Raw genomic sequence first — 22,880 nt, 5'->3', positions numbered from 1 at the left:
TAGTTTATTTGATTATTAGTTTTTTAGAAGAAAGCAGCACATGCTCTTGTTACAAAGCTTGTGGTTATTGGTGGACTTTCATAAGTAAGTATGGTATGTATAAAGCCAATAGGCCTTCCCATGGGCATTTTAATAAATGGGCAAGATTCCCATCCTTCGTTTTCTGTATATCGTTTAGCTAGAAATTGTAAGCTTTTGTCTAGCCATTTAGAATCAATTTCTTTTTCCAAATAATTAGAAGCAATTGAAACGCCAAGTAAAGCTAAAGCAGTTTGTAAAGAATCTGATTCTTGATCTTCTAATCCCCATCCACCGTCAGGTCTTCTTGACTTAAATAAAAAGTTTAAAGCATTATTTATAACTTCTTTATTTCCATTATTTTGAGCTATTGCTTTTATACTAATAAAAGTTCCATAGTTGAGTCCATGATACCAAGTGCTTCCCCAGGCTCCTTGGTCTTGTTTATTGTATAAAAATTGTAAGCCTTTTTGAATATCATTTTCAAATCGTTCTTTATCATACAAATTCAAAGCATATAAAAAATTAGCAACTACATCTACATCAGACCCTGTTCCCCAACCTTTATGGATCCATTCGCATTGTAATTGTTGCTCTTTTGTTAAATTCTCTTTTGGTAGAATCCAAGATTCCCAACCAAAATCTTCATTGGCTTGTTGTTTTAAAGTAGTTTGAATTGGAATTTCAAATAAATCATCGAAAAATGATTTAGGATAATAATGACAATATGCTTGTAAAATTTGTGCTAAATCATCAACATCTGCTGGCAATTCCATTAAATCTGGAAAATAACTCCATGCACCTATTTCGTCTTTTCTTCTTGAATTATATAAATAGTCTAATTCAGAAATAATAATAGTATCAAGATTTAAATTAGTTTTTTGATTTGCATAGATAAAAGTATCAAGTATTAAAGCTCTTTGAAAAATATCTGTCACCTGTAATTCCTCTTCAACCCGAAAAATTTCTTTTGAAAAGACCATTGAGTGTTTGGTGTTTTTAAACCCTTTTTTTTGTTCATCAAGTAAATGCTGAATACCCTTTTCAAAGAGCTCTTTCCAAAAGAATTTGCTATTTTGAGTTGAAAAATCAATATCTGTTATTTCTCTAGAAACTTGTGACATGACAATCTTTTTTAAATTGGCTTAAATAATTAAATAGTTTTTCTTTTGATTCTATTTCTTTCTCAAGGCTTATAGTTTCAATAAGTTTGTATTCTTCTAGATTTGGCTTACTAAAAAGAGGTTCTGATAAATAATATTTTTGATCAACATTAAATACCTCTGCAGTTTTAGTAGAAGTATTATGATAATGGTATCGTAAAAGAGATTCTTTAGGGCCTGCTAAACCTGCAGCTACAATTCTAGCCTCTTCACTTTTATTTGTTGGTGAAGCATGAAATACAGCTGGATTTCCTATGTAAGCTTGACCTGCTTTCATATATAGTAATTCGCCAAACTTTTCTAAAAGTTCTTCTTGTAAGCTTATATATGGAAACGGTTCACCTCCACATCGTGGAAAGTTTAAAAAATGCTGACTTCCTGGAATCACTTGCAATCCACCATTTATTTCATTAGTATCTATAAGCGGAACCCAAAGACCTAAAGGTTGAAAAAATTGCTCGTCTAAAAATGAAGGATCTTGATGTAGCGGTACTGTTCCAATACTTGTACTTGGGTATTTGACATTAAAATTTCCCCAAAAGAAAGTAACGTCATGAAAGATATTTTCCATTGCAGTTTTAAAATACTCATCAATCACTTTTGAGACTTCATTTCTAAAAACTACATTCTTACTCATAATTGTTGAAGCAAAAGCTGCCTCTCCAAGATCGCCTTCGAGAGCATCGTAAGTAATTTTAAGTGAATTAACTTCTTTCAAACTTAAAAAGTCAACCACTACATACCCGTTTCTATCAAAAGAATATTGATGTTCAGGATTTTTAAAAAGTGCTCTGTATTTATATGTTGATTTCATTAAACAGGTTGATTACTTTCTTTTCTTGACTCTCCAAGAATCAGTCTGATCTTTTCTTCATTAAGAACATCAAAATGATATGTTACTTCTCCTATTTTTTTAGCTCTTGATTCATCTGGTCTACTAAAAAGCGGAGTTTCTATATAATAGTCTGGCTCTAATTCAAACACTTCCATCACATCAGTTGGATTTCTGAAATCTTGGTAATAACAGCGCATTTGACTTTCTTCTTCTGCTAACCATGCTAAAGCAGCTACTCTTTCGGTATCACTATAATTAGATGGTGACCAATGAAAAACCTTTGAACTACCTATGTAAGCTTGACCTGCTTTAATATCTAAGCGTTTAAAATAATTTTCTATCAAATAAGGACTTAATTCATTGTATGGGAATTTTGGAAGTGTACTTCTTGGACCATCATTTAATTTTTGGCTTCCATCAATAACTTCAAGTGCTCCATTCATTTTATTAGTATCTATAAGTGGTACCCATAAAGTAATACCTTGGTATTTTGATTCATCAACGTAAGCAGGATCTTGATGGATTGAACAAATACTTTCCGATTGATTGGGTTGTTTTGATGTGAATATTCCAAAAAATAGCTTAAAATTATCTAAGTGAGAAGCAACAGCTTTTGCAAAAGTATTTGTGATGCCATCGGATACATTTTTTCTATAATTAGCATCCATGCTCATATTAGATGTCGAAAAACCTCTTTCTTTAGGTTGAGCATTTAATTGATTGTATAATTGTTGTAATAATTCAACCTCTGAAGGGTTTAAAAAATCAATCACTACATATCCCTTTTCTTCAAACTCTCTTTGGAGAATAGGATCTTTAAAAACATTTCTCATATTATTTTATAAAATGATTAGACATTAATCAATTGTCTTGAGTAAACAAAGTCTGCAGTTTATAAAACCAAGACAAGACAATTGCAAATGGAACAGCTGGAAATACCCAATAATTATAAATAGGTGTTTGCCCAAGAAATAGTATGGGATAACCCTTTGCTTTAGGATAATCTTCAAAAAAAAGCTGAATACTTTCGTCTACCTCAAGAGGTATTCTGTCAATGATATACATGGATAAAACAACCACCATCTTAGATAAAAATCTACACTTTGCGCAATACCCTTGATAATAAATAGCTATTTTATTCTTAGGAATAATTATACTCTGTTTCATAGGAATTAGGTAATAAAGATTTAGCGCAGCATGCAATGAGCATTCTGCAATAGTAATTTTGAGTAATACGTAATTAGTTAAAAGGATTGAGGAGCTAAATCCAAAATATTGATAATCAATAGTTAATTAGATATAGTTTTATTTTTCAAATAAAGATTAAGTCTTTTGTTCCCCATAATATCAATCCCTAATCCATAATAGGAAACAGCACAATCATTTTCCAACGTTTCCTCTGTAATTGGGAATTTGACAACATTATTTTTAGAAGCTGTTTGATCCAATAAACTCACCCATTCACTAGGATTTAATTCTACATAAGAAGGACAGGCACATACATCAATTTTTGCATCAAATAATTTAGAACTTGCAATGTGAAAACCAACGTTAAAAACAATTCCTGCTAAGTTTACATCTTTATTACCAATGACATCGTTCATGAAATTTGAAACGGATTCGTTGAGTAATATAGGTACTTTTAAATCTTCGATTGTAAGCTTATGTGTTAGTCTAAAATAGATTTTAGCTCTTAAATTTTTTAAAGAACTTCCTTCTAAACCAATACTCATTATATTAGCATAAGGACTTAAGGTTTTGACAAAATTGTCCACTTCAGTATTGTTTGGCATTAAGTGGTTTAACCATGTTCTAAATCTTTCCCAAGACTCCTCTTTTCCTCCTCTTCTACCATCTATATAAATTGCCATACCTTTACTATCAGGTGATGCACCTAACCAAAAAACGCCATCAGGATAATCCTCCATGTTTTCCTTAGATTCTGGCAAATGAAAATCTAACATTTCCTCACAAACACTCTTTATTTCTTCAGTTTGCGTTGTAATGTATAATTTTTGCAAAGCTTGATAACTGTATTTAAATCGTTCTTCTGGTGAACCAGCTATACAAGAAGGATCGCTTATAAAACGTGAATGTAAACCGTCACTTGAAGAACTAATACAATATTGTAAAGGACTACCGTCTATATTTAAACCAGACCTCCCTCCTAATGTTACTTCATTTTCTTCAGGTAAAGCAAGCAACTCATCTCTTAAATCCAGCACTTGTTTGGCCGAAGCCAAACTAAGTGTGGATGCATAAGAGGAAAGTTTTGCTACGTTTGACAAAATTGAATCTTTAGTCGTATTCATAGCATTACATTACTATACTTGTTGTAAAATAATTTGAGCTTGAGTTCCATTATTTCCTCCGACAGCAGAAGAAGTATCAGATTTTCCTCCTGAACCTGGTGCTCCTCCTGGAGATCCTGCTTTACCTGCACTACCTCCCGATCCACCAACTCCAGGATTACCACCTTTAGGGATTGGAGTAGATGTCATAACATTTCCTCCGTGATACTGTATAACAATAGTATTACCATTACCACCGTTACCTCCATTACCACCTTTTCCGCCGTTACCACCATTACCTGCAGCACCACCATTACTTCCAGAACAATCAGAACCAGCTGGACAGCTAGAAGCTCTACCTCCATCACCACCGTTACCACCAGTTTGTCCATTACCTCCATTACCTCCATTACCTCCTGCGCCAGCAGCAGCAGCAACTAGTAATGAACCTGTTAACTGACCAATAGTAATTGTAGCCGAAGGACAATCTGTGCCATTACCTCCTGATGCTCCATTACCAGCATCAGCTCCGTTACCTCCTGAAGTTCCTGCAGTTGAATTGGGTCTGCACACTGAATCCCAGTCACAGTTTGCATTAGTCCCATTATTGCCACTTGGTGCTGGCGAATTAAAGCCTTGACCATTAATTCCGTCAACGCCATCTGCACCTGAAATTATAATATCTCCGTTTAAAACACTCATGATTTCTTTTTTTTAGTTTGTTAATGTATTTGATTACTGTTTGATTAACTCAGCAATTCTAATATCTGCAGTAGTTAATACTTTGATTTGTCCCCCAGGTTGAATAGTCACTTTATTATAACTTACCTGAACTGGCCCACTTCCAGAGATAATTAATGGATTAGCTGGTGTTACAACAACATCGGCTGCTACTGTATAAACAGCTACTTGAGGTAAAGCTGCCATAGATTTACTTGCTTTTGCTGCAGAAGTATCAATTTTAAAATCCGTCAAGTCGTTTAAATCTTTCATTTGTGGTTGAAATGCACTATCAGGATGAGGTGGATTTGAAAAAAATAATTTTCCATCCGCTGTAGAAATATCTGTTGTACTCATTTTTTAATTTGTTAGTTATTAATATTGATTGCTTGCCGAAGTATAAACTTCGATTGTTGTTTTTAAAAATGGATAAAGTATAGACGTCTCTAGTTTTACCCAAAATTTGATTAATTACACTTATGATTAAAGCTTATCTCACAATTGTAATTTGTTTGTGTAGTACTACCAATCCAAAAGTAGACAAAATGAAAAGTGGGTTTATAGGTGAAACTACCTGTTTTTAAATTTTACAGTGTTTTTCAATCATAAATAATTGAAAAACAAGTATTTATATTTATATATAAAACAAAAAAAAAGGACTTAAATTCATTTTTTAATGAATAAAAGCCCTTTAAAAGGAGAAAATTATAAATAAGATATTTCTTATAGAACAGAAAAATTTTTTAATAATTATTACGTCATAGATAATTTAGACAATAGTGCTTCTTCTTCTGGAGTGATATCGACAACAGCATACGTTGGCACTTTAACTATAGCCATTTCGTCTAAAACATTAACTAAATCACCATAATTAGAATCTTTACTTGGCTTGATGATTACAATTAATCCTTTTTTAGGATCTCCAGTTGCTTCTAAAATTTGATTACTTTTTTTAATTAATTCTTTACGCAAAGCTAATTTTTCAGAACCTAAAACTTTTGGAGGCAAAGATGAATATATTGGCTCTCCAGAATAAACAACCGTTTTATTATTCTTTCCAATTAAAATTGTTAAAACCCTACTACCATCTATACATCCACTAGAACCTCCATAACCTCTGCATCTTGTGTTATCAGGCATTCCTAAATTCATCATATTAGAACGTGACAAAAAAGAGGTCAACATAAAAAAGATTATTAACAAAAAAGAAACGCTAACCATAGCGGTTAGATCTACTCTTGGATGCAGTTTTTTTGTTTTAGGAGTTATCGGTTTTCTTCCAAAATTGTTTTTTGCCTCATTCATAACTTTCTATTTACAGTTATACTAAATAATAGTATCTTCAATATACATTCTTTTATTATAACTAGCAAAGAGGTTAGAATATTTTTCAACTTATATTAAAAACAGGTATTTCTACTCGAAGGAAAATACTCATAAAAAGTATATTTTTACTTTATCTAAAAACAAACTAAAATAACTTTCAATTATGAGAAAAAGAACAGTAACAAAATTTCTTTTATTGGCAATTATGGGTTCGCTTACCGTGAGCTGTAAATTAGAAAATGGGAAATTACCTAAAGACGTTGCAACCACTTGTGAAGTAACCGATGCTGAATTTGCAACTTGGTTTAAAGATGGATCAGTTACAGAAAATGGCCAAGTAACTCCAGCTAATAGTGTAGACTTTGGTCATAAAAATAATTGTGATTTTTACAAATGGTCTGAACGTATGTTTTTATGGATGACTTCTAAAGAAGGTAATCAAACGGTTTTTGAATCACCTGAATTTTATACTGTTTCTCCTAAAGTTAATGGCCAAAGAAATTTAATTCCGCACAAAGAAGGACAATTACTTAGAGCCTTTGCTAACGTTGATAAAACAGGAAAAATCATTAGTGAAGAAGGTCAAGCAACAGATGATGTTTTAATGGACGCCAATGGAAATTTAGTGTATTATATTTCTATGGTAAATGATGTTTATGTAGAATTTTTAAATGCTGTTAACCAAAAGAAAATGCCTGGAAATACGTTCCCAACTACAAAAGCGGAAAGAGACAGTATTTTTGCATTTGCTAAACAAAATGGCATTACACTTAAAAATCCTGATGCCTTAGCTTTAGAAATTAAAACATCTTGGGTAGATGTTTCAAAATTTGAAAATACTGATGAATTTGTAGTAATCGATGCAACCATTCCTGTTTACAATAAAGTAAGTGACCAATTGTGGACAATTAATGGCGAACGTAAAGCAAAACTTGCTTTAGTAGGTATGCATATTGTGGGAAGTGCAAATGGACATCCTGAATTAATTTGGGCAACTTTTGAACACAAAAGAAATACTCCTAATGCAGCTTATCAATATGTTACTAAAGACGGTTCAGTTGAAACAGTTTTGGCTGATCAAGGAAATGATTGGCTATTAAACAAAGATATTAAAGATACAGCAAATGTTTCACACATGACATTTTCTGGTGATTCTATCAAAGCCAATAAAGGATTTACAATATCTCCTAGTAATACGGTAAGAACAAAACCTTGGGGAAGTGCAGTAGATGTTCAACCTAATGCCGAAGACGCTTCTCCTGCAGCATCAAATAGCGAAATCATAGCTATAAATAATGCGATCATGTCTAAACTTAAAGGAAAAGATGTACGCAAAAACTATATATTCATTGGGGCAACTTGGACAAATAGCGGAACAGGACCTAATGGATATAGCTATAACCCTAAAGTAGATTCGTTAAAAGTGAACGGTGTTGCTATTGGAGCTAGTCAGTTGGCCAACTCAACAATGGAAACTTATGCTCAAAATGGAGAGAAATACAATGCCTTTGGTTCATGTTTTTCTTGTCACTCAAATAATAATGGTTTAAAACCAGACGACTTAAGTCATATATATAGTGGATTATTAAAAGGACTTCCTACTCCACCGCAACGTGTTGGTGAAAAACCAAAAAAATAACTTAAAGTAAAACTTTAAAACATTGATTATGAACGCCCTTTTATAGGGCGTTTTTAATTTTTTATATAAAATAAAAAAATGAAGCAATAAAAGTTTTAAAAAACCGTTGAAATTTAAACTGGAATTAGATTGGGGAATTATATTCAGTTAAAAAGAACAAGGCCAATTAGTAAATTGGCCTTTTTTTATTGTTCTCTTAAATAGAAAAACAAACTGAAAAACAGATAATTTAGATAAAATTATTCTTAGATATCATACAATTCTTTCCTGATTTCTATCAATAGCAATTCAGCTTCTTGTTTATTAGGAAAATCGGGTAATGTTGAACTTAAGTATTCATGCTCGATACAGGCTATTAAATTTTCTGCTTTTTCTAATAGGGCATCATAATCCATTACTCCAGCTTTTATAGATAATAACTCTTCACGATTTTTGACTTTTATGTCTAGTTTGCCTTCTATTATTATTTGATGCGCCGATTGCAACAACCTTATGGTATGCATCATGTTTTTGCTATCATAGTTTTTTCCATGTTGCTGATTGGTATTAAAACGTTCTTCGTTACGTTTTTCTATCCAATCCCAATATTCCTTATAGTCTTTACAATAACTTGAATACGCTTCTTGGTTGCAAAAAAGATAGGCCAACTCCTTCTCTCCTTTTGGAATTGATGAAAGTGAAACTTCGTTTGAGTTTTCGTTTTTGATTATGCCTTTGTACTTTAAGCTATTTGAGGCAACATAAAACAAAGCGTACATTCCTTTTGAATGTGGAATATTAACCAAGCCACAATTTTCCTGAAGGTAATTATTTAACTTAAACCATTGCTTTAACTCAATTGCATTGTGCCCTTGTAAAATATAACAAAAATCAAGTAAAGACTTGCGTTCTTTTTCCATTGGGTTTACAATTTTCTTTTTGAGTCCCCTAGCCTTTTTGATTTGTGTTACGGCATAACCAGCAAATGTATCTTTACACAACTTTGATAAAAAATCTTCTAAGCGCAATTGTTCCATTATGGGATGCTTGTACAAAATACAATCCTGTGGAGTTGCCAGTATTTCTAAAATATTAGGATTGTTTTTTAGCAATAGCTCTACAAAACGACCAATTTCATAATAGACTTCATCATTAGTTTCATTGCTGATTTGCGGTATGTACTCTAAACCATAAAACTGATCTTTGGGCAAGTAAAACACCCCTTTTATATCTGTATCCGATGTTGGCGTATCTAACCCAAAAGATTTACTTCCAGAGACTACTTCGAAAAGGATTAGGCTGTTATTTTTTAAATCTTGTATCGTCATCTTGATTGCGTTACTATTTCAAGATACAAAATTTAAAAGATGCTACGCAATTATTTTGCGTTGTTGTGTATTTCTTATTAATAGATTGAAAATGAATTGTGTATAAAGAACTGCAAAGTAGTAAAATTCATCAAGTAATCAGTAATCTGCCACTCTTTTTAAGTTATAACACTCTCCTTTTCAAATTTTCTGCGATACGTTTAGCATCTAATAAAGTACAATCTAAATTATCATAAACTAAAGCCGTAGCCAATGGCATTTGATTTTGTTTTAAAGCAAGCAAAACTTCATTAACGGTTTCTGGTTTTAAATCTTCTTCCAAGTACCCTTTTTTTCTTACCTTATTTTCTAATCCTGTTACTTCGTAACCAAATTCTTCAAGGATTTGAAGCCCATTATCAATTTGATATTGCTTTTGAATAGTGAAATCAAATTTTTCCATACTTATAGCAATAATTATTTCTTTAACAAAACTTGGCGTATTGATATTAAGGATAATTTCTTCATCGTTTTTGTAGGTTTTAAAATGACCTGAAAAAATCAAACTCCCAACATATAAATCATCACGGGTATCAAAACTGACCTTAACAAACTCGTTATTAGAATTTTTAGCAGGATTAAATATTTTTAAAGAAAACATCTCTACAACATATTTGTAGGTAATGTTTCCTATGGTTATGGTACGAAGTTTGGATTTCATTTACTTATAAAGATATTTAACGTAAAAAATAGCGATTCTTTTCGAGCTGTTCAAAACTTAAATCATTTAAAAAATAAAATTGTTTAGCCTCATCTTTACTCAAGAATTGATAAAAATCTAATGAAAAACAGTTGCTTAAAATTCTAATGACGGTATATTTCATTAGCTCGGGAGTTGTATCAACAGGAAACCAATGAATTTCGTGAATTATAATCTCGAAATATATACTGTTTTTATCAAAAACATTTCTTTGAAAGTTCGTAAAAGCATTTTGCACAATATCTACATAATACTTCAATGCGTTTTTATCTTCAAATATGATTTTGCTTTGGTTATCTGTTGTTTTTATAGAAAATGAAAGCCCAGCCATGTATCCTCTTTTCTCAAATTGTCTTCTTATTAGATAATCCAGTTTTTCCATTATTTAATTTTTAGCATGGTTACTAGCTATTTATTTTAATGCTAAGCACGGATTTACACCCGAGCGAAGCGAACTGACGAAGTAAATCCGCGCTATTGGAATCACACAAAGTCAGGAGACTTTGCGTAGCAGGTTATAAATCCAAGCTATTGGGGCTAATTTTATTAATCAATTAGATACTTTTCTATTTCAAATTTGAATAATTCAGGTTTAGTTTTTAAATAAATTTCAAAATTCTTTTTGTTTTTAGCCTTTAGATTTCCATTTTTATCTAATTCAATATTTGAAATTTGATTATCTTTTTTAAGCTCAGAAATTGTACTTACACTTAAACCAAATCGAACTAAATCAATTATAGAATTATTAGTTGTTCCATAAACTATTTGAAGATAATAATCTCTTGAAATAATTTCAAAATCATGAAGAAATGAAATCAATTGAGTTATTTTATATCCAATAAAATCTTCTTCTATTTTTAATTTAACTATTGCAATATTTATTAAATCTACTTGACTATCTGATAAATCAATATAAACTTTACTATCATATTTTTTAGTATTCTCATCATATTTTGATTTTTTACCTGCTTCTTTTGACGTTAATTGACCATAACTTGTTCCAATAAATAAATATGGATCATCTGTCTTTGCTTTTTTATCAAAATATTCCTTAGTCGAGATTATTCTTTGATTCAAATGCATATGTTGCACTACTTCAATAAAATTATTGTAATAATTTCTAGCTTTTACTTCGCTTAAACGAGAAATTTCAAAATCAGTTATATTATCAACTTGGTTGTTGACGAAAATTTCATTAATGATATCAACAATTTTATCATTTTCGTTGAAAACATATTTTTTAACATTTTCAATTATAATCTGAATAGCCAATTCTAAATTTTCAAAATAATTACTGATAGAATTCTCAATACAATATCTCTTAATTTTATCGAATTCATTTTTTGGTTCTTCCAAAATAAAATCAGAGAAATCGTTTATCTTTTTATCTTCCAGCCTTTGTTTTTTGATTGTTTCGTCATTTGCAAGATTCAATTCCTCAACATTATAGCTTTCAGCAATTGGATTTTCAATAATGTCTTTTACATTTTCACGATTAAGCTTTTCCATTGTGCTCTTCATTGATCTCTTTCCCTGAAATATTTCATGATCTAGAAAATGAATTTTTGAAATTAATCTATCCAAAGATTTATCATTAAAAATAAAATTTAATCTGTTTGCTCTACCTATTAAATTAATTAAATCATTATAAGAAATATTCCTTTTTCCAACTCTATTATTTGTAATAAAAATTGTTTCAATTGGCATATTGATTCCTTCAAGTACAACCTTATTTGCTACCAAATATTTAATTTCATCAATTTCTCTATATTTACTTTCTATATATTCTTTTACTATGTTTGGTATTTTACCATGCAAGTAGACAACACCTTTACTTAGAAATTTAGCAAGCTTAAAATCTTTATGAACTTCTTTTTTTAATACAGAAATTATTTTTTTTATTTCCGAATTATCTTCTTTTGAATCTCTCAAATTATAATATAATCTTTCTGCAAAGAGCTCAATTATTGGTGGCTTATTCTGGTAAAAGAAATTCTTTGATTTTAAATTATCAGTAATATAATCAAAGTATTTGATTTTTAAATCTATAGGATAAGTCTCTCCTGAAAACCTATTAAAAAAATAGCTTTTGTTATTATTAAAATAATAAGCTTCAAAACTTTTAAAATCATGATTAACTTTCTTAACAGAAATTTCCCCTTGAAAAGTTTTTTTTAATTTCAAGTTTTGAACTGCCCCAATTAATGGAGATAAGTAAATAATTCTTTGATTATTATTTCTTTTGTAATTTAATTGTAATAATCTAGCTAAAATAAAACTTCTTGAATCTCTTTTAAAAATATTATGAGCTTCATCCACAAATAAAACATCATAATAATTTTTTTTATTACTATTTAAAATTCGTGTTGCCCTTTCTTGTGTTAAAATTCCAATAAATTTATTTTCATTTGAATACATTTCATCATGTAAAACTAACTTATAATCACCTGACAATTCTTTTAAATCTAGATAAGTTTGAATTAATAATGATTTTGTAGGTACAATAACAGCAATTTTATTTGGCTTATTTATTTTAATAAAATCTTTAACTATGGAACTTTTTCCATACGAAGTTGGAGCAATATAGGCTATCTCATTTCCTTCAAAACTTATGATCTTTTTTCTAGAATTATTTTGCTCCAATGATTCAACATAACCCTGTCGAATTTCATAGCCCTTTTTGAACAAACTATAAGCAAAAGCATCTACAATAATATTTTTTGTATTTAATTTTAGTAATTCTTTTCGAAGTATAAATTCTACAAGCGGATAAAAACCTAATTGCATAGATATATCATATAATGCTTGATATTTATTATAAGAAAATGAATACTTTAAAATAATATAATAACCAATTTTAAAGTAAGAGGTATATCTTTTGTCTGAATCATATAATTTAAAAAACAATATAGAACAACTTAAAAGAAATTGGATTTCATCAAAAGATAATTCTCTGTTTAGACATAAATTTTCAAAATTGTCTCTAAACTTTTTATTATTTTTTAATCTACGTAATTGTTCAATATCTTTTTCCACTATTAATTATTTATAAACTTTATAAAATCATCAACACTCTTTTTATTAACACACAATACATTTAATTTTTTAGCATCTTTTTTAACTATTTCTTTTTCGAATATCTTTTTAAGTTCATCATCGTCAATTTTTTTCCAACTTCCTTTAAGATAAATTGTTGAACATGGTATTATATTAAACTCTTTAATTTTATGTTTTTTATTGTTGATAAAATCCGAACTTAATTTTTTCATATTCTCTGTTAAAGTTTTATTAGGATTTGCTATTTGAATATGATGTTTTGCATTTTCCCAAGGATCATTTATTTCAAGATTTTCTTCACTAGATTCTATTTTCATTTTAATATCAGAATAGGCTTTATTAATTTCACTAAAGTGTGTGTTTTTTAGTACTGTGGTTGATTTACTTTCTACTAACCACATCTCATTATCCAGCATATATAGCCCATCAAATCCTTTCTTTGGTCCTCTTTCTTCTAAGTTTTTAAATAGAGAATATTGCTCAAATTTTCTAGATCGTAAATATAAATGGCAAATAAATTCTGCAACAAATCCATTCTTAGCTCTTTCATCCTTTTTTTTTCTATCAATCCATATCTTAATTCTTTTCTTTATGTCCTTAATATCTTCATCATTTACAATTCCATTTCTAATAAAACCAATCTCTTCTTCAATTAATTTAACAAAATCCTTTGAATAATTTTCAACATTTATGAAGTTGAGTGTTACTTTCTTATCTAATTGAATTACTGTATGATTAAAAATATTCATAATTTATAATTTTATTAATTCCATAAAAAACTCATCCAACTCCTTATTCATTTTTTTTCCACTCCCTAACCCACTCGCATGTTGCTCATTAAAAGTAACTGTTTCTTCTAAAAAACTCGTTATCATTTCCTCTTTTGGGTGTAAATAGTTTTCGTCTTGGTTTGCCTTTATTGCCATAAGTTCAATAACTTTTTCTTGTATGTTTTGTGGTGCTATGGGTAACAATTTCATAAAATCTACCGGAGGAAAACTATTGCTTTCTATGATCCATTTGCCTGCTAGTGCAGTTCGCAGGGCATAGAAATAACTTTTTAGTTTTACTTCATCAGCTTGGCATGCTTCCATAAACTTTTTGGTAGTACCTAAGTAATGGTGTAGTGTCGCTATGGGTGAAAAACAGTCTTTTGCCAAGGCACGCATTTGTGTAGCAAAAGTTTCGTTTTCATAATACACCACAGGGGAATACAACCATTCCAGTAAAGGTGCGTTAGATTTTGCTAATAGTTTTAGGGTTTTCCGTAAGTCCCAACCGCTACCGTCTAAATCGTCTGTGGTCATGAACTCGATAGTATCAGGCTTATCCCATAACGAAAGATAGTAGTCTAACTCGTGCTTGTAGATAAAACGTATGTCGTAATCGCTATCTGGCGATGCAAATCCCCACGCACGACTGCCTGATTCTACAGCGTAAAGTACCTCTACTTCCTTAGTTTGTTCTATGTGTTTAAGTTGGTTTAGTATGTTTTGTTTCATGCTTTCTCAAATTTAATAAATTGTTTTATTTATAACCCCGTATAAATACCTGATTTCAAATTAATAAATACAATACGCAATTAATTTGCGTAATGCTATTATTGTTATTAATTCTACAATTTACATTCTTAAAAATATAAGAATTTTAACACAAAATGAATTAATTATCTTGATGAATGTTTGTACTTTGGTATTTATTTTAAATAACAAACTTTTAAACTTTACAATTATGTTAAACAAAATTTTAAAACTAGAAGGCGCTAGTACACTTTCAAAAAACGAACAAAAAGAAATTAAAGGAAAAGGCGGTGATTTATTAGCATGTACTTGTCCTGACGGCTCTAGAGTTATTGCTCATGGTAACTCATGCGAGGAAGTGATAGGTCAATTTTGCGCAGCAGATATGTAATAGATATTCTATTAGTATGCAGTCCTCAATAGATAAAACTATTGGGGATTTTTTTTAAAATAAAAAGAGCTGCACTATGGCAGCTCTTTATAAAATGGTAGTCTATATTAATTTTTAAAATCACCTGAGTAAATAAACATTGCTTTGTCTAATGTTATGTACTTTTTGATTATTTCATTAATCTGTTCAACTTTTAATTGATCTACTTTAGACTCTAGTGCATCAAAATCCTCAAGCGGAGTACCAAAATTAAGCTTGTTGTTGATTAAGTTCATCAAATAATTTTCGGTCCCTAAGCTTGTTTTTCTTGAATTTTTCCAAGTAACAATTGCGCTTTGTAATTCAGCTGGTGTGAAACCATTAGTTGAAACTGCTTTTTGAATTTCATCATTCATAGCCTCCTCAACTTTAGCTAATTTAGTTGGATTAAAAAAGGCATAGAAACCCATTTGAGCCACTTCATTGTCTGTAGGGATATTAATATAAGAACCTGCACCGTATGAAATTCCTTCTTTTTCTCTTAATCGCATAGGGATTCTTGAAGTTAAAAATCCGCCACCAAACATTTCGTTTGCCATTACCATTGCTGGATAATCTGGGTTTTTATTGTCCATTTTAAAGTTAATTCTACCTACTACAGCAGCATTTTCTTTATCTTTTATAACAATTTTATCATTCCCTTTTGCTAATTCAAAATGTATTGGATTCACTTTTGCATACTCAGATTTAGAAATCCAATTGCCAAAAGTTTTACTTACTAGATCACTAACTTCAGTATTGTTTAAATTACCTACAATCGTTCCGTGTCCGTTATTAGCTCCTAAAATAGTATTGTAAAATTCAACTAATTGGTCTCTTTTCACAGCGTTTAAGCCCGCAATTCTTTCATCTGCAGATGGCAAATAAAAGATATGATCTTTTGGATATTTATTTGCTCTTCTTTCTATTTCTTCAAAAGCAACATTTTGAGGATCGTTTCTGTAAGCTTCGATTTGAGTTTTCTCTTCAGTAATTATTTTAGTTAATTCGGCTTCAGGGAATACTGAATTAGTGATTAAATCTTGAATTAACTCAAATGTAGGTTTGATGCTTTCTTCATACGTATTGATACGGGCAATTAACATTTGTCCAGTAAAGAAGAATGAAACATCACTTTTCATTTTGTCTAATTCATCTTGGATTTGTTCATTAGTTCTCGTTTTTGTTCCCGATTTTAGCATTCTTGCTACAACTTGTCCAACAGATGCTTTACCAGCTAAATCTTTAGCATTACTTACCATAAATTTAAAAGAAGCAACTACTTTTTTCCCTTTGATAGGTTTTTTTAAGATTGCATATTTTAAACCTGTTGATAATTTATACTCGATCAAATTATTTTTAACATTAGATATTGACGCTTCAAAAGTGGCATTATCTTCTGTCACAGTTTTACCTTTATATGTTTTTGTTAATTCAGCAATTGAATTATCTGATATTTCAACAGGTTTTACACGCTCTTCTTCTTTTGAAGGAATAAAAACACCATAAGTACGATTATTTGTAGCAAAGTATTTTTTAGCTACTCTTTCAATATCAGCTAATGTAAGTTTTTCAATAGCATCACGGTATAAAAACCCAAGACGGTAATCACCAGCACCAATAATCTCTGTTAAATAGATAGTAAAATCAACAGTGTTATTTTGAACATTTTCTAAAGCTTTTAAAATTTTAGCTTTAGCTCTCTCAACATCTGCTTGTGTAAAGGTTTTATTTTTAATGTTATCAAGTTCAGATAAAAAAGTTGTTTTTGCTTCGGCCATGCTTTTATCTTTTGGCACAGAAACATTAAACAACAAATAACTTGCATCTCTTACTTGAGGTTGGTAAGCATATAAACTAGAAGCTTTTTGGCTTTCAACTAAAGCTTTATATAAATAACCTGAAGGATCTGCTGTTAGAATTTCTACTAAAGCATCGATTGCTGCATAATCGTTATGTGCATAAGGAACAGTATGGTAAACAGCCTGTAACGATTGAACATCACCATTTCTTTTTAATTCTACATAACGCTCACCATCTTGAGCAGGCTCAACAGTATACGTTTTAGCTAATGCACGAGTTGGTCTTTTAATTGTCGAAAAATACGTTGCAATATATTCTAAAGCTTTATCTGTATTAAAATTACCACCAACAATTAATGTTGCATTATCTGGCTGATAATATTTTTCATAAAATACTCTTAGTGTATTGGCTTTAACTCTTTCGATATCTTCTTTAGAACCAATAGTACTGTTACCATAGTTATGCCATAAAAAAGCAGTTGATACTAGTCTTTCTGTAAGAACTCCATCAGGTGAATTTTCACCAATTTCAAATTCATTTCTTACTACAGAAAATTCTTTGTCTAAATCTTCTTGTAAAATGGTAGCATTTATCATTCTGTCAGCCTCCATTTGTAAGCTCCATTTTAGATTTTCGTCTGAAGAAGGGAAAATTTCGTAATAATTTGTTCTATCAAGCCAAGTAGTACCGTTAGCACGACCTCCTTTTGAAGATAATTCCTTTTTGATATCTCCTAACTTTTTGGTGCTTTTAAACAACATATGTTCTAATAAATGTGCCATCCCTTTTTCTCCATACCCTTCGTGTCTAGATCCAACGTTGTAAACAATATTTACAATCATATTACTTTGACTTGCATCTGGTAGTAAAAGAATTTTTAGGCCATTTTTTAAGCTGTATTCTTTTATTCCTTCAGTGGAACCAATAAATTGTGGTTTCTCTACTGCAAAAGTAGATTTTTTCTGTGCCGAGACATGCATCCCTATCGCTACAAACGATAGTAAAAAAAATTTCTTCATTTTTAAGTTTAGTTTATTCAAATTTAATCTTACTGATTAAGATTCTACAACAAATTTACTCTTGCTATTAGAATAGCTACTATACTTAACAGCTTTTTAACAAGAAAAATGCTGTTCATGTAAATTATTAATAATCTAATCAAATAAGATTTTAAAATTTTGTATTTAAATTGATTTAACTGAAAAAGACAGACTTTAATCTGTCTTTTAGTTAATCCTCTCTACTTCCATCATCTGCCATTCGCACCATTTTTGGAGTAAACTTGGCGACTACGTCAACCAATTCACCTTGAGCAGCCATTACTTGATATATATCTTTGTAAGCCATTGGTGCTTCGTCTTTTCCTGCGCCAATAAGCGTTACACCATGATCTTTTAAAATAGCTTTCATTTCATTTTTAGTAATGGTTTTTATGGCTTGAGTTCTACTCATTTGTCTTCCAGCTCCATGTGAAGCTGAGTTAATAGCGTTCTCCTCTCCTTTTCCTCGCACTAAAAATCCAGGTGCTGTCATACTTCCTGGAATAATTCCCATCACTCCTTTAGCTGCAGGAGTAGCTCCTTTTCTATGCACAATTACTTCTTCTCCATTATACATTTCTTTCCAAGCAAAATTATGATGGTTTTCTACTTTGGCTAAAACAGTTGCTCCCAAAGCTCTTTCCATTTTTGCATGAATAATTTCATGGCAAGCCGAAGCATAATCACCTGCCAAATTCATCGCAATCCAATATTCTTGACCTAAATCAGAACCTAAATCCAAATACGCTAAATTTCTAGCTACTTCTGGAAGTTTACAAGTTTCTTTAGCGATTTTAGTATAATGTCCTGCAATGGTAGCTCCAAATCCTCTCGAACCTGAATGCGTTAACAAAGCCACATATTTTCCTTTCGGAATGTTTAATGCAGCATCATCGGTTGCAAATTCTATAATACCAAATTCCACAAAGTGATTTCCACCTCCAGAAGAACCTAATTGCGACCAAGCTTTATCTTTTAAGTTTTTAATAAAAGTGTGTTCTGTAAACTCATTTCTATCCAAAACCTCATGATTCGATTTGTATTGTCCATGAAATCCTTGTCCAGCTCCAAATTTAGAATGCGCAACCAATTCTCTTTTGAATTTTGCTTCATTCTCATAATAGAACAATTCTGGAATATCATAAATTGACAATGCCATTCTGCATCCAATATCCATACCAACACCAAAAGGAATCACCGCATTATTCGTAGCTAAAACACCACCAATTGGTAATCCATAACCTTGATGTGCATCAGGCATTAAAGCGCCAGCAACAGTAACTGGCAATTGCATGGCAACTTGCATTTGTTTAATAGCACCTTCTTCAATTTTATCAGCTCCATACAAAGCAAACTCTGACGGATTTGGATTTAAAGAAATGAAATCTTCTGGTTTTTCATTTGCTTTTTCTATAATAGCATTTGCTAAATTTCCAAAGATTTTATGTTCTAAAAATACTTCTGGATTTTCTAATACCAAGACATAATTAGATAACATTTCTTCTTTAGAAAAGCCTGTTCTTTTCATATTTGTTTTTAAAGCAATTCCAATTAAGCTTCCTTCAGGATATCCTAATGCTAATAAATCGGTTCCATTAATTTTAGTTTCCATGACGTTAAATTTATATTTTTTTTGAATTTCATTTCTTTCGATTGCCTGACGCATGTCCAACGATACATCAGCTTATTTCCCTTTGTTTGATGAAGCAAAGGTTTTATAGTTCTACGCAATTATTTTGCGTACTAAAAAAGGAATTGTATTTTTGAGTAAATTCTGCTTATGAATCTCAAAGAAATATATTCAAACCTATTGCTTGAAATAGGCTTTACTGTCGATGAAATCAATAGTTTATGGTTGGATTTAGAAAAAGCATACTCCAAAAAATCAAGATACTATCACAATCTTACCCATTTGAAAGAAATGGTGTTTTGGTTCTTTAAATACAAAGAGCAACTTCAACAACCAAACGAAGTGTTATACAGTATTTTTTACCACGATTATGTGTACAAAGTCACGCGAAAAGACAACGAATTGAAAAGCGCTGAACACGCAATTGCACTATTAAAACCAAATCATCCACTCAACAAACAACTTGTTTTTGAATTAATTCTGGCTACACAATTTCACCAACACAACGAAAACGTAGATTGTAATTGGTTAATCGATTTTGATTTAAAAATTCTTTCCAAAGATTGGGAAGAATACAAATCCTATTATCAACAAATTAGAAAAGAATATAAAATCTATCCCGATTTCCTCTACAATCCTGGTAGAAAAAAGGCTTTAGAACATTTTTTGAAGGATGAACATATTTATCAAACTGAAACTTTTAGAAGTTTATATGAGGAAGTCGCAAGAACTAATATTCAAAAAGAAATCAATTTATTATAAAAATCTTATTTAAAAAGTGGCTCAAAACAAAAACGCTCTCATCCGCTATAAAACCATAGACAAATGTTTGCAAAATAAATACCGTCAATGGACATTGGAAGACCTAATCGAAGCTTGTTCACAAGCGTTGAATGAATACGAAGGAAAAGAGACTTCTGTAAGCAAGCGTACTATTCAATTGGATATCCAAATGATGCGTAGTGATAAATTAGGATATAATGCGCCTATTGAAGTCTACGATAAAAAATACTATCATTATACAGAAGAAGATTTCTCTATTACTGATATTCCGTTGACAGAGACCGATATTAATGTTTTAACAGAGACGGTTTCCATGTTGAAGCAATTCAAGGATTTTTCTTTGTTTAATGATGTTTCAGATATTTTGCAGCGATTGGAAGATAAAATCTATGCAGAGAAATCACACACACAACCTGTAATTCATTTAGATAAAAATGAAAATCTAAAAGGACTGCATTTTTTGGACGAAATCTATCAAGCTATAATTAAAAAAGTAGTTTTAGTAATTACCTATAAGTCATTCAAATCTAGAGATGAGCAAACTTTTAATTTTCATCCTTTTATTTTAAAGGAATTTAATAATAGATGGTTTGTTGTGGGTAAAAAAAAAGGTAGTCAACCTATAAGTAATCTTGCATTGGACCGAATTATAAAAATTGATTATGATTTCAATACACCTGCACTAGAACATAATTTCAATGCAGAAGAATACTATAAAAATGTGGTTGGAGTTACTATCAATGATGGGATGCAACCTAGAGTAATTCAACTTTGGGTAGATGCCTATAATGCACCTTATGTTATTACCAAACCGATTCACAATACGCAACGCATTATACAACAAAATGAAGACGGAAGTATCATTATTAATTTATTTTTAATTGAAAATTTCGAATTAGAACGAATCATTTTAGGATTTGGTGAAAGTGTAGAGGTATTAAAACCTGAACGTTTAAGACAGCGAATTAAATCCATCATTAACAGAACTTCTTTACTATACAATGAAAAACTCATAAATACTAAATAATTTTTTTAAGCTCCACAATTACCTACTAGATATATGAAATATAAAAGCGACATTTATTGAATGTCGCTTTTATATTTATATTCATTAATTTAATTGAATGACGCTAATTTTTTCTAAGGTTACTTTAGTATCACCAATACCTTTCTTTTTCAAAATTATTTCAAAATTTGAATCTGTATTTATTAAATCATCAGAGATATAATAGGAATATTTCAATTGAACACCGCTCTCTCCTATTTCGTGATTTTCGCCTGTTCCATGATCATGTGCTACTCCAAAGAAAGTCATGATACCAACATATTGGTCGTTTTGACCTGGGTAACGAAGATATACTGTATAATAGTCTTTAGGTTCCTTATAAACAGCTACTTCTAAATTAAGAATCATTTTTGCATTGGGTTGACTCTTTAAAGACTTATTAGTATTAACTGCAAGTTTTTTGGTTACTTTATGTACAAACGAATCTTCACCAATTACTTTTCCAACTTTTTGTTCCCAAATTACTTTTTCTTTTTTTTCTTGTGAAATACTTATCGATTTTTCCTTATTTTCATTAGAAGCTAAAACTGGAGTATCAGAGCCGTATAACAATGTATCGTATTTATAATCTAAATTAAATACAATGTTATACATTTCTTCCATAGTATAAGTAATTTTATCGCCATTAGGAGCAATAAATTCATATGGCCAAGGATTAGCTTTTAAATCATCTAAACTTGGACGCTGTCCATAGGTTGAAAGATCCCAAGATTCCCAAATTCTATCAATCATACTGTGATGCAACCAAAACACTGGATCAAATCCTGCTGATGGTACATTTGCCATAAGACCAGACATGTATGTTTGATATATAGAATTATAATACGTTTCTGCTGGTTCTGCATATTCTCCCCCAATTAAGTCATGCATAAAACCGTGTGGTGCAATTTCTAAACTCTTACTGAATCCAGCTTTTCCTGCAAATGAAGGATTTGTTTTTAATTCCTCAATTGCTAATTGAATTTGGTCAACCTGCTCTGAAGGAATTGGCTGTCCAGCATTCAGAATACTCCAACGAGCCTGTTCAAACAATGAGCCATCTTTAAGTCGTATTGCTTCTGCCATAATATTATTATTAACGTCTTTGCTACCATAATTCCAATAAGGCAAAGCAAAATCTTGTTTACCAGATAAGTCTCTTACAATTTTTTCTAAATACCAAATGTACATTCTATGCCAAAACAAAAAGTTCATAGACGCATTTTGAGAACTATTGTGCGTACAATCTCCCCAAGCCCATAATTTATCTTTACTAGTTTGGTACTGAGAACATAATTTATTTTGTCCATTAATAACTCCGGGAATGTTATGAATGGCTCCTTGGTAATACCATGCTAGGCCTTTATCACATCCCATATCACGCATTTTTTTAAATGCTACGTTCATTGCATCTAAATCGGCTTTTGCTTCAGGTGAATTTGCATTACGTCGCACGTATTTTGCAAATGTTTTGTCTTGAGCAAAACTTGTACTTGTACTTGCAATTAAAATTGAAGCACAAAAAAGAAAGATTTTTTTCATTATTAGTTTTGTT

At 30.7% G+C, this 22,880-nt stretch carries 21 protein-coding genes; 4 read left to right on the top strand and 17 right to left on the bottom strand.

The annotated features are described in order from the left end of the window. Positions 1-23: 23 nt before the first annotated feature. The 8 genes from BUC09_RS08435 to BUC09_RS08400 form a co-directional block, all read right to left on the bottom strand. On the bottom strand, positions 24-1,142 hold the full coding sequence (locus BUC09_RS08435; protein WP_073310579.1) for a prenyltransferase/squalene oxidase repeat-containing protein: 1,119 nt from the start codon (positions 1,140-1,142) through the stop codon (positions 24-26). Next, positions 1,126-1,995, bottom strand: coding sequence for a phytanoyl-CoA dioxygenase family protein (locus tag BUC09_RS08430; RefSeq protein ID WP_073310577.1), 870 nt, complete (start codon positions 1,993-1,995; stop codon positions 1,126-1,128). The genes BUC09_RS08435 and BUC09_RS08430 overlap by 17 nt, the downstream gene beginning before the upstream one ends. Next, positions 1,995-2,849 carry a phytanoyl-CoA dioxygenase family protein gene (locus BUC09_RS08425; RefSeq protein ID WP_073310575.1) on the bottom strand — a complete coding sequence of 285 codons (855 nt, stop codon included), beginning with the start codon at positions 2,847-2,849 and terminating at the stop codon, positions 1,995-1,997. The genes BUC09_RS08430 and BUC09_RS08425 overlap by 1 nt, the downstream gene beginning before the upstream one ends. 28 nt (positions 2,850-2,877) lie before the next feature. Then, a complete protein-coding gene (locus tag BUC09_RS08420; protein ID WP_073310574.1) occupies positions 2,878-3,183 on the bottom strand; it encodes a hypothetical protein in 306 nt (101 codons plus the stop codon). Between the two features lie 122 nt (positions 3,184-3,305). Then, a complete protein-coding gene (locus tag BUC09_RS08415; protein WP_073310572.1) occupies positions 3,306-4,328 on the bottom strand; it encodes a hypothetical protein in 1,023 nt (340 codons plus the stop codon). A gap of 12 nt (positions 4,329-4,340) precedes the next feature. After that, positions 4,341-5,009 (bottom strand): hypothetical protein, encoded by a 669-nt coding sequence (locus BUC09_RS08410; RefSeq protein ID WP_073310570.1) that lies wholly within the window; start codon positions 5,007-5,009, stop codon positions 4,341-4,343. Between the two features lie 33 nt (positions 5,010-5,042). After that, positions 5,043-5,384 (bottom strand): hypothetical protein, encoded by a 342-nt coding sequence (locus BUC09_RS08405; RefSeq protein WP_073310568.1) that lies wholly within the window; start codon positions 5,382-5,384, stop codon positions 5,043-5,045. Positions 5,385-5,780: 396 nt separating this feature from the next. Continuing rightward, complete coding sequence (locus BUC09_RS08400) at positions 5,781-6,332, bottom strand: ExbD/TolR family protein (RefSeq protein ID WP_073310567.1); 552 nt, start codon at positions 6,330-6,332, stop codon at positions 5,781-5,783. 184 nt (positions 6,333-6,516) lie between these two features. On the opposite strand from BUC09_RS08400, the gene BUC09_RS08395 reads away from it, so the two are divergent. Next, positions 6,517-7,992, top strand: a complete 1,476-nt coding sequence (locus BUC09_RS08395; protein ID WP_073310565.1) for a hypothetical protein — start codon at positions 6,517-6,519, stop codon at positions 7,990-7,992. Positions 7,993-8,237: 245 nt separating this feature from the next. Here BUC09_RS08395 and BUC09_RS08390 read toward each other — a convergent pair whose 3' ends face one another. The 6 genes from BUC09_RS08390 to BUC09_RS08365 all read right to left on the bottom strand — a co-directional run bounded on the left by BUC09_RS08390 (position 8,238) and on the right by BUC09_RS08365 (position 14,597). Next, positions 8,238-9,299 (bottom strand): nucleotidyltransferase domain-containing protein, encoded by a 1,062-nt coding sequence (locus BUC09_RS08390; protein WP_073310563.1) that lies wholly within the window; start codon positions 9,297-9,299, stop codon positions 8,238-8,240. A gap of 163 nt (positions 9,300-9,462) precedes the next feature. Beyond that, positions 9,463-9,999 carry a hypothetical protein gene (locus BUC09_RS08385; RefSeq protein ID WP_073310561.1) on the bottom strand — a complete coding sequence of 179 codons (537 nt, stop codon included), beginning with the start codon at positions 9,997-9,999 and terminating at the stop codon, positions 9,463-9,465. Between the two features lie 16 nt (positions 10,000-10,015). Beyond that, a complete protein-coding gene (locus BUC09_RS08380; protein WP_143161891.1) occupies positions 10,016-10,420 on the bottom strand; it encodes a hypothetical protein in 405 nt (134 codons plus the stop codon). Positions 10,421-10,584: 164 nt separating this feature from the next. Then, positions 10,585-13,074: a DEAD/DEAH box helicase gene (locus BUC09_RS08375; protein WP_073310558.1), complete on the bottom strand. Its 2,490-nt coding sequence runs from the start codon at positions 13,072-13,074 to the stop codon at positions 10,585-10,587. A gap of 2 nt (positions 13,075-13,076) precedes the next feature. Next, positions 13,077-13,844, bottom strand: coding sequence for a hypothetical protein (locus BUC09_RS08370; RefSeq protein ID WP_073310556.1), 768 nt, complete (start codon positions 13,842-13,844; stop codon positions 13,077-13,079). A gap of 3 nt (positions 13,845-13,847) precedes the next feature. Beyond that, positions 13,848-14,597: a nucleotidyltransferase domain-containing protein gene (locus BUC09_RS08365; protein WP_073310554.1), complete on the bottom strand. Its 750-nt coding sequence runs from the start codon at positions 14,595-14,597 to the stop codon at positions 13,848-13,850. Positions 14,598-14,826: 229 nt separating this feature from the next. Here BUC09_RS08365 and BUC09_RS14670 point away from each other — a divergent pair, with 229 nt between their 5' ends. Continuing rightward, the gene (locus BUC09_RS14670; protein WP_143161890.1) at positions 14,827-15,006 is read left to right on the top strand and encodes a hypothetical protein; all 180 of its coding nucleotides are present in this window, start codon (positions 14,827-14,829) and stop codon (positions 15,004-15,006) included. Between the two features lie 107 nt (positions 15,007-15,113). Here BUC09_RS14670 and BUC09_RS08355 read toward each other — a convergent pair whose 3' ends face one another. Both BUC09_RS08355 and BUC09_RS08350 read right to left on the bottom strand, forming a co-directional pair. Beyond that, positions 15,114-17,807 carry a M16 family metallopeptidase gene (locus tag BUC09_RS08355; protein ID WP_449404148.1) on the bottom strand — a complete coding sequence of 898 codons (2,694 nt, stop codon included), beginning with the start codon at positions 17,805-17,807 and terminating at the stop codon, positions 15,114-15,116. A gap of 250 nt (positions 17,808-18,057) precedes the next feature. Next, the gene (locus BUC09_RS08350; protein ID WP_073311305.1) at positions 18,058-19,479 is read right to left on the bottom strand and encodes an RtcB family protein; all 1,422 of its coding nucleotides are present in this window, start codon (positions 19,477-19,479) and stop codon (positions 18,058-18,060) included. A gap of 168 nt (positions 19,480-19,647) precedes the next feature. On the opposite strand from BUC09_RS08350, the gene BUC09_RS08345 reads away from it, so the two are divergent. Further along, positions 19,648-20,259, top strand: a complete 612-nt coding sequence (locus BUC09_RS08345) for an HD domain-containing protein (RefSeq protein WP_073310548.1) — start codon at positions 19,648-19,650, stop codon at positions 20,257-20,259. Positions 20,260-20,275: 16 nt separating this feature from the next. Next, the gene (locus BUC09_RS08340; RefSeq protein WP_073310546.1) at positions 20,276-21,307 is read left to right on the top strand and encodes a helix-turn-helix transcriptional regulator; all 1,032 of its coding nucleotides are present in this window, start codon (positions 20,276-20,278) and stop codon (positions 21,305-21,307) included. Between the two features lie 84 nt (positions 21,308-21,391). Here BUC09_RS08340 and BUC09_RS08335 read toward each other — a convergent pair whose 3' ends face one another. Continuing rightward, the gene (locus BUC09_RS08335; protein ID WP_073310544.1) at positions 21,392-22,867 is read right to left on the bottom strand and encodes a tyrosinase family protein; all 1,476 of its coding nucleotides are present in this window, start codon (positions 22,865-22,867) and stop codon (positions 21,392-21,394) included. Positions 22,868-22,880: the final 13 nt, after the last annotated feature.

The sequence above is a fragment of the Flavobacterium terrae genome, assembly GCF_900142035.1.
GTDB classification, from domain to species: Bacteria; Bacteroidota; Bacteroidia; order Flavobacteriales; family Flavobacteriaceae; genus Flavobacterium; species Flavobacterium terrae.
This window is presented reverse-complemented; position numbering and strand designations above follow the sequence as displayed.

Bases quoted from the DNA above. Each gene is read 5' to 3' on its own strand.
- BUC09_RS08435 (WP_073310579.1), bottom strand. From the start codon at position 1,142: ATGTCACAAGTTTCTAGAGAAATAACAGATATTGATTTTTCAACTCAA.
- BUC09_RS08430 (WP_073310577.1), bottom strand. From the start codon at position 1,995: ATGAAATCAACATATAAATACAGAGCACTTTTTAAAAATCCTGAACAT.
- BUC09_RS08425 (WP_073310575.1), bottom strand. From the start codon at position 2,849: ATGAGAAATGTTTTTAAAGATCCTATTCTCCAAAGAGAGTTTGAAGAA.
- BUC09_RS08420 (WP_073310574.1), bottom strand. From the start codon at position 3,183: ATGAAACAGAGTATAATTATTCCTAAGAATAAAATAGCTATTTATTAT.
- BUC09_RS08415 (WP_073310572.1), bottom strand. From the start codon at position 4,328: ATGAATACGACTAAAGATTCAATTTTGTCAAACGTAGCAAAACTTTCC.
- BUC09_RS08410 (WP_073310570.1), bottom strand. From the start codon at position 5,009: ATGAGTGTTTTAAACGGAGATATTATAATTTCAGGTGCAGATGGCGTT.
- BUC09_RS08405 (WP_073310568.1), bottom strand. From the start codon at position 5,384: ATGAGTACAACAGATATTTCTACAGCGGATGGAAAATTATTTTTTTCA.
- BUC09_RS08400 (WP_073310567.1), bottom strand. From the start codon at position 6,332: ATGAATGAGGCAAAAAACAATTTTGGAAGAAAACCGATAACTCCTAAA.
- BUC09_RS08395 (WP_073310565.1), top strand. From the start codon at position 6,517: ATGAGAAAAAGAACAGTAACAAAATTTCTTTTATTGGCAATTATGGGT.
- BUC09_RS08390 (WP_073310563.1), bottom strand. From the start codon at position 9,299: ATGACGATACAAGATTTAAAAAATAACAGCCTAATCCTTTTCGAAGTA.
- BUC09_RS08385 (WP_073310561.1), bottom strand. From the start codon at position 9,999: ATGAAATCCAAACTTCGTACCATAACCATAGGAAACATTACCTACAAA.
- BUC09_RS08380 (WP_143161891.1), bottom strand. From the start codon at position 10,420: ATGGAAAAACTGGATTATCTAATAAGAAGACAATTTGAGAAAAGAGGA.
- BUC09_RS08370 (WP_073310556.1), bottom strand. From the start codon at position 13,844: ATGAATATTTTTAATCATACAGTAATTCAATTAGATAAGAAAGTAACA.
- BUC09_RS08365 (WP_073310554.1), bottom strand. From the start codon at position 14,597: ATGAAACAAAACATACTAAACCAACTTAAACACATAGAACAAACTAAG.
- BUC09_RS14670 (WP_143161890.1), top strand. From the start codon at position 14,827: ATGTTAAACAAAATTTTAAAACTAGAAGGCGCTAGTACACTTTCAAAA.
- BUC09_RS08355 (WP_449404148.1), bottom strand. From the start codon at position 17,807: ATGCATGTCTCGGCACAGAAAAAATCTACTTTTGCAGTAGAGAAACCA.
- BUC09_RS08350 (WP_073311305.1), bottom strand. From the start codon at position 19,479: ATGGAAACTAAAATTAATGGAACCGATTTATTAGCATTAGGATATCCT.
- BUC09_RS08345 (WP_073310548.1), top strand. From the start codon at position 19,648: ATGAATCTCAAAGAAATATATTCAAACCTATTGCTTGAAATAGGCTTT.
- BUC09_RS08335 (WP_073310544.1), bottom strand. From the start codon at position 22,867: ATGAAAAAAATCTTTCTTTTTTGTGCTTCAATTTTAATTGCAAGTACA.